Genomic DNA, 12,842 nt, shown 5'->3' with positions numbered 1-12,842 from the left:
TTAGGAGTCAACCCACCCTAACCCCTCCCAGGAGGGAACTCAGGAGGACCGAGTCAGGAGTCAACCCACCCCCAACCCCTCCCAGGAGGGGAGAAAGAAGAAGAAGGAGGAGTAGAAGGATAAAGTTTTTCGGGGAGCGTAAAGGTCATGCACTTCTATCGCGCTCTTATCCGGACACGATATCATACCTCAAATTACCAACGCCAAAAAATCAAATCAATTATCCCACTCTGATTCATCAATTCTTTCTCCCTGCTCCTTCCTCTTTCTTCCCTCTTCCTTATTGCTACTATTTGTAACAAAAATTTATCACATTGGTATTAGACCAAATTAAGCAATTATCCATTATCCATTATCCATTGATAACTATACTTCAATATTTACAGCACTTTTTAGGATAGTGAGGTAAAGTTTATTAATTCTCTTTTGCTGATTAATTCTCTTTTGCCTGTTGCCTAAAGTCCTAAAATGTTGTACCTCACTAACTCCGAAACTGTTGTAATCTCCCCTACTCCCCCACTCCCTACTGCCTACTCCCCACTCCCCACTCCCCACTCCCCTACTCCCTACTCCCTACTCCCTACCCTCAAACAGAAGACAAAAGTGGACTTGGTTTATCAAGATAAAATCCTTGACCATAATCTATTCCTAAACTACTGACTTTGTTGAGCATTGACTCTGTTTCTATATATTCAGCTACTACTTTTAAATTCATTGCCCTGCCAATGTGATGAATACCTTCTACTATTCCTTGAGTGACAGTATCTTTTTCCATCTTCTTAATAAACATCCCGTCAATCTTGAGATAATCTACTGGCAAGTTTGTAAGATAAGAAAGAGAAGACATTCCTTTGCCAAAATCATCCAAAGCAAAACTACAACCAATTTGTTTGAGAGACTGAATAAATTTTGCTGCTTTATCTAAATTCGTAATAGCTATAGTCTCAGTAATCTCAAAACAAATTTTTTGGGGGGGCACTTGGAAACAGGTAAATTGATGTTCGATAAATTCTAGAAAGTGGTTATCGTTGATGCTAGCACCAGAAAGATTAACAGTAAAAATACAATCTTGGTCTAAATGATCGATTTTCTGCAAAGACAGCAAATATAGTAGATTTTTTACCACCCAACGGTCAATTCTTGGCATTAGATGATAGCGCTCCGCTACTGGCAGGAAAGTAGCGGGTGAAATAATTTTACCTGAAGGATATCTAAATCTGAGCAAAACTTCATAAAGTTTTGTTTGTACGCCTTCATGCAATGGAACAATTGCTTGTGAAAACAGACAAAAACCGTTTTCTCTTAAAGCATCTCGTAGTTGTGTAACTAAATTAATTTCTTGTTTTTGTTTCTCTAAAGTTTCCATACATATATAATAAATCTCTATGCGGTTTCTGCCAGAAGTTTTAGCATTGTAGAGGGCTGTATCTGCTGCTTTTAGCAATCTCTCTGGATTAGATGTTTTTGCACAATTGCTATCTGCAACTCCTAAGCTACTTGTCACCCATTGACTTGTTGCTGAAGCTTGATGAGGAATTTTTAAAGCTTCAATTTCTATTCTGATATTTTCTGCAACCTTAAGTGCTCCTTCAATGGGGGTATTTGGCAACACAACTACAAACTCTTCTCCACCATATCGAGCGACAAAATCTCCTGGCCGTTTCACCACAGCTTGAATAGCTATAGCTATTTGTTGCAAACATTTATCTCCCTGCTGATGACCGTAGGTATCGTTATAAGGTTTAAAGTAGTCTATATCTAACATAATAATTGATATGACAGCTTCCTCCCGTGCCAACCTTCTCCATTCTTGTTTAAATTTTTGCTCAAAATGACGACGGTTAAACACTCCTGTTAAATCATCAATATATGCAATTGCTTTTAATTCTTGATTTAGTTTTTCTAAACGTTGATAAAATTGAGCTTGTTGAATAGCGATCGCTGTCTGAGCTGCCAAGCGCCTTAATAAGTTGGTTTCTGATATTTCCCACTGTCTATTTTCTCGACAATGATGAGCTATTAATAACCCCCATACATTAATTTCTGAATTGTCAATCTGATTTTTGTTTTCGGTTTCGTTTGGAATTAAGATAGGTAGCACTATATTTGCTTTCACCTGAAAATCCCTGAGCATATCGACATGACATTGTTGTTTCCCTGATCGATCGATATTATTAATTATATTAAAATAACCTTGTTTGTAACGTTCTAAAATATTGCTGTTGGGAAAACATGGATCGACAATTGTCATGCCTAACAGTGACATACAATTTGGCGCTAAAGATTCTTTTTCTACAATACCATGACTATTTGGTAAGAAACGGTAAATTATTACGCGGTCGCACTGCAAAAACTCTCGCACTGACTCTACTGTAGTTTCTAATATTTCCTCTAAGTCTAAAGACTGATTAATTCTGTCTATTACCAGACTTAATAAATGCTCTTGTTTTCTAATTTTTTTGAGTTCTAATTCGGCTAGTTGGCGCTTGGTAATATCTAGAATTGTGCCAAAGATTTTGATTGATTCTAAGTTACTATTTGTAATTAAACTCGTCTTTGTATAAAGATATTTCACTGTTCCGTCTGGGCGAATTATTTCATATTCACACTCACACTTTTGGGTTTTCTTTAAGATTAAAGCCATATTTTCCGACCATAATTTTCTACTTTCGGGGGCGAACATTTGGAGGAATTCTGTATAAGTTGGTGGCTTTTGAGTCCCACTCAGACCAAAAATCTTCAGTACTTCATCAGACCAAGTTATTTCCTGTGTTTTGAGGTCTAATTCCCAGTTACCTAAATGGGGTATTTTTTGTGCTTCTTGTAGTTTGGCTTGAGTTTCTTTGAGGGCAATTAAATTTTTATTTCTTTCAATCACATAGCGAATTACTCGCTCTAATGTATATTCTCGAATTTCTAATTTATTCAAATAATCTGCTGCTCCTATTTTCATCGCCAGTAGGTATAATTCTTGATCGCCTTGACCTGTGATGAATATAATTGGTGTCTGACAATTAAGTTCTATTGCTGCTTTGAGTAGTTCTATGCCGTCTTTTTCTCCTAGACGATAGTCAAGCAAACAAACATCATATTCTCCTGTTTGTATTGCAGCCAAACCTCCTTCATAAGTATTTTTCCACACCAGGGATATTTTTGGCAATCCTACTTCTGACAAGATGTCATCAATGGCAATAAAATCATCTTCATCATCTTCTATGAGGAGAATATTAATAGTCTGCTTTTCCATGATATAAATATTTATTGACTAAATTTTACTTTGAGAATAATATTTACAGCGGTTTTCATGTTTCATAGAATACAACTATTTATGCAACTTATTAAACTTTAGGTATATGTACAATTTTTACCGAAAAATTGTGTTTGAAAGCCTCCTCTTTTAAGAGGATAAAAAGTGGTCGTAGCGGAGCTTCCCGTAGGGTGGGATGGCTAGGTCTCCTCGCCATATCCATGAGACCAAGAGAAGAAAAATTTTCCTTTGAGTCAATCCTCTTCTTTATAAAGGAGAGGTAATTCTAAATTCTAAATTCTAAATTCTAAATTCTTGAATGTAGTCTACCTTTATGAAAACTTCTATAAGTACTAACAAAAAATGAGCGATGCATTTTTTACTAAAATAAATTTACTTAAGTTATCTCTGGGAGAGAAATATAACTCAACAGTCAATATAAAAACAATTTTGCCTATATATTTATTTGATCGCGACCACAGTTTTTTCATGTATCATCTAACTATACATTTATTTGTAAGTATTTAACTATTATATCATACCTCTTTAAAAGATCCAAAAAAACATTAAAATAGGGAATATATAATAGGTTATAAGCAGTAATAAATTGATAATTTATCAATTATTATTGATAATTTTTTATTTTTTGGATATTTATATTTATTAGAGAGTAGGAGGAAATTGGATAGATTTTCAAGAGCGTATGACATGGCTCGCCAAGCTCGCCAAGGATTTTATTGGCTAATAGTTTAAGTCTCCTTTTGATGACTCTTGAGGAGTATGCCATCTTTTTCATCTTTTTATATTCTGGTCTATCGGCAACTTGATATTAGATCTTAGTTTACTTTTTATTTACCGAAAAATTGTGGTTTAAAGCCTCCCATTTTAAGGGGATAAAAATCAAGATTTTCCTTTGATTCAATCCTATCCATTTTAAAGGATGATTAATATCATGTCCGGTTAAACAGTGATAAATAAATAACTACGGAGTCCTCAGGAGTCAACCCACCTCGCCCCTCCCCTCCGGTGGAGGGGAAGAAAGAAGAACAACTGGAGTTGAAGGAGAAAGTTTTTTTATAACTAATTATCCGGACATGATATAATTATTAATTATTAATTATTAATTATTAATTGTTGAAAGTAGATAGGTAGTCATATTTCCCTTTCCTTTAATTGAAACCTCCCCTCGCTCTTCAAATACAAATTTTTCTTTGAGCCGCTGATATACAACAGAGGTAACTTGAATTTTACCATCAATACCACTAGACTCCATTCGAGATGCAGTATTTACAGTATCACCCCACAGATCGTAGATAAATTTAGTTTGACCTATAACTCCAGCAACCACAGGTCCAACATGGATACCAATTCGTAGAGTTAGAGATGTTTGTTGTTGAATGCAAATACGATCTAAACAAGCTTGCATCTCTAGCGCCATATTAGTGATCGCCTGTAAATGCTCTTCTTGTTTTATTAGCAAACCACCAACTACCATATAAGCATCTCCAATAGTTTTGATTTTCTCTAAACGATGTTTTTGAGTTAGTTGGTCAAACTCCGAAAAAATCAAATTCAGAAGTTCTACAAGTTCTATGGGAGAAACATTTGAGGAAAATTCAGTAAACCCTACCAAGTCAGCAAATAACACGCTCACATCATCAAAACTATCAGCGATCGCTCTTGCTCCTTTTTGCAAACGTTGAGCAATTTTAGCTGGCAAAATATTTAGCAATAATTCTTGCATTTGTTGTTTCTGAAGCTTCAAAGCTTCCTGTGCTATTTTCCGCTCGCTAATATTGGAAACAGTACCCTCATAATACAATAATTTTCCCTGAGAATCATGGACAGCACGAGCATTTTCAGAAATCCACATTGTATTACCATCTTTGCGATATACTAAGGACTCAAAATTATACACTGCATTATCCACTTCTATTGCCGATATAAATTCTTGCCGTCGGTTTGCTTCAACATAAAGCTGGCGAGAAATATCTTGAGTATTCTTGATTAACTCTTCTGGCAAACTATAACCATACATTCTTGCTAATGCCATATTTGCACTAATAAAACGCCCAGAAGGAGTAGTCTGAAAAATACCATCAACAGCATTTTCTACTATCTCGTGATATCGTTGTTCTGCAATTATCAGAGATTCTTCTGCTTGCTTACGTTGGACTAGAGAGCCTAATTGAGTAGCTACTGCCTCAATTAATTGCATTATATGTAACTGTTCATGTAGTACCTTTTTGTTAAAGAAAATCAAGATTGCCAACACTTTATTTTCGACAATAATTGGTACGCCAAAAGCTGTTTTTAAATCTGCTACAGCAGCTAATTTTGACTCAGTTGAAAAATCTTCAACCCACTCTGATTTTTTGGATGCAAAAATTCTACCAGGCAAACCATTATTATGACTAAAAATTAGTTTCATAATCTGGTCTCTACACTCAAATAAATCTGGTTTTTGAGGGCACCAACCTTGACTACATTCGAGGAAATTAGTATCTTGATTAGGAATCCAGGCTTCACTAAAATCCCAATCAATTAATTGACAACAAGACTGAAGCATAATTGTTAATGCAGAATGAAAATCATCTGTATTATTAATAGATTGAGTAGTTTCTAATAAAAACCTGATTTCGGCTTCAGCTCTTTTTCTTTCTGTAATTTCTTGTTGTAAAAATAAATTATTATCTATTAATTCTTGGTTTAAGCTTTCTACATATTGATAAAGTTGAGCTTGTTGAATAGCGATCGCTGTCTGAGCTGCCAAGCGCCTTAATAAATCAGTTTCTGATATTTCCCACTGTCTATTTTCTCGACATTGATGAGCTATTAATAACCCCCATACATTAATTTCTGAATTGTCAATCTGATTTTTATTTTCAGTTTCCTCTGTAATTAAGATGGGTAGTACTAGATTTGCTTTCACCTGAAATTTTCTCAGCATCTCTGCATAACATTCTTGTATATCCGGTCGATTAATATTACTAATAATACTAAAATGACCTTGTTTATAACGTTCTAAAATATTGCTGTTGGGAAAACATGGATCGAAAATTGTCATGCCTAACAGTGAAAGATAATTTGGTGCTAAAGATTCTTTTTCTACAACACCATGACCATTTGCTAATAAACGATAAATTATTACGCGGTCGCATTGCAAAAACTCTCGCACTGACTCTACTGTAGTTTCTAATATTTCCTCTAAGTTTAAAGACTGATTAATTTTGTCTATCACTAAACTTAATAAGTTCTCTTGTTTTCTAATTTTTTGAGTTCTAATTCGGCTAGTTGGCGCTTGGTAATATCTAGAATTGTGCCAAAGATTTTGATTGGTTCTAAGTTACTATTTGTAATTAAACTCGTCTTCGTATAAAGATATTTCGCTGTTCCATCTGGGCGAATTATTTCATATTCACACTCACACTTTTGGCTTTTCTCTAAGATTAAAGCCATATTTTTTTCCCATAATTTTCTACTTTCGGGAAGGAACATTTGGAGGAATTCTGTACAAGTTGGTGGCTTTTGAGTACCACTCAGACCCAAAATCCTCAGTACTTCATCAGACCAAGTAATTTTCTGTGTTTTGAGGTCTAATACCCAGTTACCCAAATGAGGTATTTTTTGTGCTTCTTGTAGTTTGGCTTGAGTTTCTTTGAGGGCAATTAAATTTTTATTTCTTTCAATCACATAGCGAATTACTCGCTCTAATGTATATTCTCGAATTTCTAATTTATTCAAATAATCTGCTGCCCCAATTTTCATTGCCAGTAGGTCTAATTCTCGATCGCCTTGACCTGTGATGAATATAATTGGTGTCTGACAATTAAGTTCTATTGCTGCTTTGAGTAAATCTATGCCGTCTTTTTCTCCTAGACGATAGTCAAGCAAACAAACATCATATTCTCCTGTTTGTATTGCAGCTAACCCCCCTTCATAGGTCTTTTCCCACACCAGGGAGATTTTTGGTGACTCTACTTCTGACAATATATCATCAATGACAATAAAATCATCTTCATCATCTTCTATCAGGAGAATATTAATAGTGTATTTTTGCATAGCAGCCTGCTTGATTTTATATATTATCAACTAACTATAGTTATATTTAGGTAAACAATTAGCATCGCCACCAACATAAAATAATTTATTATAAATATAATTTTCCCAATAATTTTTCCAATAATTTTCCCAGGAAATTATCAACCTAAAAATTGCCCTAGCAGATTCAATCTTCTCTAGCAGGAAGTTCAACAATTTCAAACCAATATCTACTCAAACCTTGAATTACTGTTATTAATCCCTCAAATGTTACTGGCTTGACAATAAATGAACTAATTCCTAATTGATAAGAAGTATAGATATCTTCTTCTTCTTTAGAAGTAGTTAAAACTATAACAGGAATCAAAGATAAATTAGGGTCAGATTTAATTTCTTTGAGAGCCTCTCTGCCATCTTTTTTAGGCATATTTAAGTCTAACAAAATTAGTCCTGGTCGAGGCGAAGTTCCGGGGTCTGCATAAGCACCTTGATGATGTAAAAATCTAATAATTCTTCCCCATCCTCAACAATATATAGCTTATTAAGTAATCTACTTTCCTCAAAAGCTTCTATTGTCAGGAGGCGGTCGTCCTCATCATCTTCAGCCATGAGAATTGGTACTGGTGTTTTATTCAACTTAGATATGCTCCTTTTGTTCATCTGCAGTCTGTTCAATAGGCAAAGTAACCACAAAAGTAGTTCCTTGATTGGGGATACTACGAGCAGTAATATTACCGTTATGTCTCTCTACTATTTTACGACATATTGCTAGTCCCATGCCAGTACCTTGATATTTTTGCTTACCATGCAGGCGTTGAAAAGGTGTAAATATTCGGTCTAAATATTTTTCCTCAAAACCTATCCCATTGTCGGATACCATAATTTGAACTTGATTAGTTTTCCACTGTAAAACTGCTTCTACCTTGACAATAGGACGATTTTCTGGTAATTGAAATTTAAGTGCATTGCCAATTAAGTTTTGGAACAATTGTCGCATTTGTATTGAGTCGGCCTGAATAGTCAGTAACTCTCCTACTTCCACCTGAGCTTTTGTTTGTTCAATGCGGTTTTCCAAGTCGTCAATAACTTCTGCGACTATTTGAGAAAGGCTTACAGGTAGATATGGTTGTGCTTTGGTCGTAATACGGGAGAAGTTTAATAAATCTCTAATGAGAGTTTGCATCCTGTTGGCAGCACTCTGCATTCTTCGTAGATAGTCTAGTCCTTTTTCATCTAACACATCCCCATATTTAGCTTTGAGGCGATCGCCAAAAGTCTGAATTTTCCGTAGTGGTTCCTGCAGGTCGTGGGAAGCGACATAAGCAAAATCCTCTAGTTCTTGATTACTAATTTTTAGCTGAGTAATGAGCTTTTGCTGTCTAGCTTCATTTTGCTTGCGGGGAGTAATATTTTGAATTTGAGCAATAAAATACAGAGGTTCGCCTGATGGATATTTTGCTAGAGAAACACTCAAAATTATCCAGACAATATTACCTTTCTTGCTAATATAGCGCTTCTCCATATTGTAGTTGCTTTTTTTTGCTTCTAACAGTTCCTGCATCAAGGCAAGATCGGTAGCTAGATCGTCAGGATAAGTAATTTCTGGGAAAGTTAACTCGATCAATTCAACTTCACTGTAATCCAGCATTTTGCACAAAGCATGGTTAACCCGGATAAATTTTCCATCTAGTGATACTAGAGCAATACCAATAGGTGCATTGTCAAAAGCTAGACGGAAGCGTTGTTCTCTTTCTTGCAATACTTTTTCCATCTGTTTACGTTCAGTGATATCTCTAGTAGTAATAGCAATACCATCTGCTAGAGGAACTACCATGTGTTGTAACCAAGAAATGTTGGGGGTAAAGGCATTTGTGCAAAACTCTTCTTTGAGAACTTTTCCCGTTTCCACAACCTGAACGTATTTTTCCAAGAAACCTTCGGTACGGTTGATAGGAATTAGTTCGGACAGTCTTTGTCCCAATACTTCAGATTTAGACATAGAAATGAGTTGTTCGGCGCGGGAGTTTAGCTCTGCAAAAATAAAATCGATAATACCTCCAGTTTCATCCCGCAGAGTATTAAATATAAATAAACTATCTAAGCTTGCTTCTGCAGCAGCACGAAATTTAACCTCACTTTCTCGTAATTGAGTTTCTATAACCTGCCGTTCTACTATTTGTTTGTGTAGTTCCTGATTTGCTTTTTCTAGTTCTGCTGGACTAGGCAATGCTAAAGCTTGAGGCATGAGAATACTGAGTTCAAAAGCTGTCAACAATGAAATTATGGCAGTTATAGCCTTCAGAGTTCCTGAAACCCAGTAAGTGGGATGCCATAAGGTCCACACATCTAGAAGATGGCTTGTCCCACAAGAAACTATAAATGCACTAAATAGCCAGAATATATAAGGAAAAGGTAAATCTTTTCTTTGCTGGATAAAATAAACCAATATTAGAGGGATAGAGAAGTAAGCAATAGTAATCAGAGTATCTGAGACTAAATGCAAGCTAACTAAACTAGGATTCCAGAGATAGCATTGTCCAGTAGGTCTATATTCAAACATATTTTTTAAGAAAGGCAATAGGGATAAAGAAACAAGGACAAAGATATTAGTTTCAAACTGCGCCTGACCACCCTCAAAAGTTATATTTAGGGTACGGGTGAAAAAATTGGTTGGTGGGGGTAGGACACGGAGACGCACCAGACGCGGGGACGGGTCGATGTGTGGGGAACAGACAACGGTTTCGGCCATTTTATGTGAAGAAATTTTCTTGAATTTCAGCAGAAAATTTCAGTAAATTGATGCCAATAAGAGCCATAAACTACGAGATAAACTGAATATAAAAAGCTCCATTACCGTAAGCTATCCTGACTTTTAGCTTTATGAGCGCAAGCCCTAATTCTAAATTCTAAATTCTAAATTCTAAATTCTAAATTCTTGAAATTTTGGCCATTTCACTTTTTGTCTCCTTAATAATGACGACTGACTTGTAGCTTCTTGATTTCTCAGATGACCCACATCTTGATTACAGCACAAAAAATATAGAACAGTTACCAAAAAATTGGGGTAGGTGCCTCGCCCTTGTAGGGCGACTTTTTATTTGCAAGTGAATTGAACAGATATACTACACTACGGCTTTTTTGCCGGGGGGCACGCCTCCTCCGGAGGAGCTGCGAATTGTGGAAACTCGGGCGCGGACGTGGAGGCAGCGGAGAGGCGGAGAGGCGGAGACGGGGAGACACGGAGACACGGAGACACGGGGATTATCGTTTCTGCTCTTTGACAAAATCATCCCACAAACTCCTCCCACACCCCCACACCTCCCACACCTCCCACACTCCCCACCCTTCCCACACTCCCCACACTCTCCCAATAGATCCCAAATGGGTTCTATAAATGTCCACGCCCTATTTGCCCAGTGCTATAGCCCTTGTCCCTATATCTCTTTTGCATCTGAAATGCAATAAACGCATTTTAATATACATAAACTTCATAAAAATAAATATTTTGTAACAAAGAATACGAATACTTCCTGGAAACTCATTTACATTAATCAACAACAAGTTAATAAAAATTTGACTTAGGTGGTAACAACAGATACAGAAATTGTTAAACATAAGGTCTAAAGCCTCCTGCCCTTTTAAGGAGATAAAAAGCGGTCGAGAGATGGCAAGGTCTCCTCGCCATATCTAATCGACCAAAAGAAAGATAATTCCGTATTCTCGTAGCCTCCCTATTACAGGAGGTACTGATAACTGATAACTGATAACTGATAACTGAAATGACTGGCACAGTAGAACGCCAAGAAAAACTAAATAAATTTGAGAAATTTAAAGCAGAAAAAGATGGTCTGGCAGTGAAAACAGAACTAGAACAATTTGCCAATATTGGTTGGGAAGCAATAGACAAAACTGACCGCGACCACAGACTAAAATGGTTAGGTATATTCTTCCGACCAGTAACTCCAGGCAAATTTATGTTGCGGATGCGGATGCCGAATGGAGTCATCACCAGTAAGCAAATGCGAGTCTTGGCAGAAATAGTCCAACGCTACGGTGAAGATGGTAGCGCGGATATTACCACCAGGCAAAACTTGCAACTGCGGGGAATTAGAATAGAAGACATCCCAGACATATTCAGTCGATTTGAACAAGTAGGTTTAACCACCGTTCAATCAGGTATGGATAATGTACGCAACATTACAGGTTCCCCAGTAGCAGGAATAGATGCAGACGAACTGTACGATACTCGTGAGTTAGTGCAGCAAGTCCAAGACATGATTACTGGCAACAGCAAAGGCAACCCAGAATTTACCAATCTACCACGGAAATTCAATATAGCGATCGCTGGATGTCGTGATAATTCTGTTCATGCGGAAATCAATGATATTGCCTTTGTTCCCGCTTACAAAAACGATAAGTTTGGCTTTAATGTTCTAGTCGGTGGCTTTTTCTCAGCCAAACGTTGTGAAGCAGCTATCCCCCTAAATGCTTGGGTAGAACCAAATCAAGTAGTTGCCATCTGCCGAGCTATATTAGAAATATTTCGCGATAATGGACCGCGAGCCAATCGTCAGAAATCTCGTCTAATGTGGTTAATTGACGAATTAGGTCTAGACAAATTCCGCTCAAAAGTCGAGCAACAAATGGGGCAAACTCTAGAAACAGAAGCTCCCAAAGACGAAATTATCTGGGAAAAACGGGACCACATAGGGGTTTACAAACAAAAACAACCAGGATTAAACTATATAGGGTTGCATATTCCGGTTGGTAGGCTGTATGCTAACGATATGTTTGAGCTGGCGCGGCTAGCGGAGGTTTATGGAAATGGAGAAATTAGGCTCAGTGTAGAACAAAATGCTATAGTTCCTAATATTCCAGAATCTAGAATCGAAGCGTTCCTTGGTGAACCCCTGCTAGAAAAGTTTTCCATTAATCCTCAACCATTAACTCGGGCCGTAGTTTCATGCACAGGGGCACAGTTTTGTAACTTTGCTCTCATCGAAACCAAAAGTCGTGCCGTAGCAATGGTCAAGGAACTCAGGCTGAACTATCCATGCCAAAACCAGTACGGATTCACTGGACTGGTTGCCCCAACTCTTGTGGACAGCCACAGGTTGCAGATATCGGTTTGATGGGAACTAAAGCCCGCAAAGATGGTAAAATGGTTGAGGGTGTTGACCTGTACATGGGAGGCACAGTTGGCAAAGATGCTAAACTTGGCAATTGCGTTCAAAAGGTATTCCCTGTGAAGACCTCAAACCTGTTTTGCGGAATTTGCTAATTGAAAATTTTGGTGCTCAACCAAAGTAAATTAAAAATCTTACAAGTAAAGACTGGAGAAGCTTAAATAGCCTTTCTCAAATTTAGTCTCAAAGCAAAAATTTATTTATTACACTCAAAGCCAAAAAAACAACAAGGAGAATCTCAACAATGTCTACTACAGTTAATACTTCTAACAATTCACCCGAAACTGCAAAATCTCTAGGTCTAAAAATTCTATCTGTAGTTGGGTTAACACTATTTGCTGGTTTTTATACCAATAGTTGGCAGCGTT

Annotated in this window: 7 protein-coding genes and 1 pseudogene; 1 reads left to right on the top strand and 7 read right to left on the bottom strand. The window is 36.8% G+C overall.

The features are described from left to right. Window positions 1–366: 366 nt before the first annotated feature. The 7 genes from SAGCYANO_RS14230 to SAGCYANO_RS14205 form a co-directional block, all read right to left on the bottom strand. Window positions 367–555, bottom strand: coding sequence for a hypothetical protein (locus tag SAGCYANO_RS14230; RefSeq protein ID WP_202220677.1), 189 nt, complete (start codon window positions 553–555; stop codon window positions 367–369). Between the two features lie 31 nt (window positions 556–586). Further along, window positions 587–3,247, bottom strand: coding sequence for a GGDEF domain-containing response regulator (locus tag SAGCYANO_RS14225; RefSeq protein ID WP_202220676.1), 2,661 nt, complete (start codon window positions 3,245–3,247; stop codon window positions 587–589). A 1,120-nt stretch (window positions 3,248–4,367) separates the two neighbouring features. After that, window positions 4,368–6,488, bottom strand: coding sequence for an adenylate/guanylate cyclase domain-containing protein (locus tag SAGCYANO_RS14220; protein ID WP_202220675.1), 2,121 nt, complete (start codon window positions 6,486–6,488; stop codon window positions 4,368–4,370). A 5-nt stretch (window positions 6,489–6,493) separates the two neighbouring features. Continuing rightward, a complete protein-coding gene (locus tag SAGCYANO_RS14215) occupies window positions 6,494–7,309 on the bottom strand; it encodes a response regulator (RefSeq protein ID WP_202220674.1) in 816 nt (271 codons plus the stop codon). 166 nt (window positions 7,310–7,475) lie between these two features. Further along, window positions 7,476–7,730 (bottom strand): response regulator, encoded by a 255-nt coding sequence (locus SAGCYANO_RS49245; RefSeq protein WP_307785893.1) that lies wholly within the window; start codon window positions 7,728–7,730, stop codon window positions 7,476–7,478. A 2-nt stretch (window positions 7,731–7,732) separates the two neighbouring features. Further along, entirely contained in the window at window positions 7,733–7,924 is a 192-nt protein-coding gene (locus SAGCYANO_RS49240; protein WP_307785892.1) for a hypothetical protein, read from the bottom strand. Between the two features lies 1 nt (window position 7,925). Further along, window positions 7,926–10,037 carry a PAS domain S-box protein gene (locus SAGCYANO_RS14205; protein ID WP_202220673.1) on the bottom strand — a complete coding sequence of 704 codons (2,112 nt, stop codon included), beginning with the start codon at window positions 10,035–10,037 and terminating at the stop codon, window positions 7,926–7,928. 1,030 nt (window positions 10,038–11,067) lie between these two features. Between SAGCYANO_RS14205 and SAGCYANO_RS14200 the strand changes: the two are divergent. Beyond that, window positions 11,068–12,598, top strand: a pseudogene (locus tag SAGCYANO_RS14200) (ferredoxin--nitrite reductase). Window positions 12,599–12,842: the final 244 nt, after the last annotated feature.

Source organism: Okeania sp. KiyG1 (genome assembly GCF_014132355.1).
In the GTDB taxonomy this organism is placed as follows: Bacteria; Cyanobacteriota; Cyanobacteriia; order Cyanobacteriales; family Microcoleaceae; genus Okeania.
This window is presented reverse-complemented; position numbering and strand designations above follow the sequence as displayed.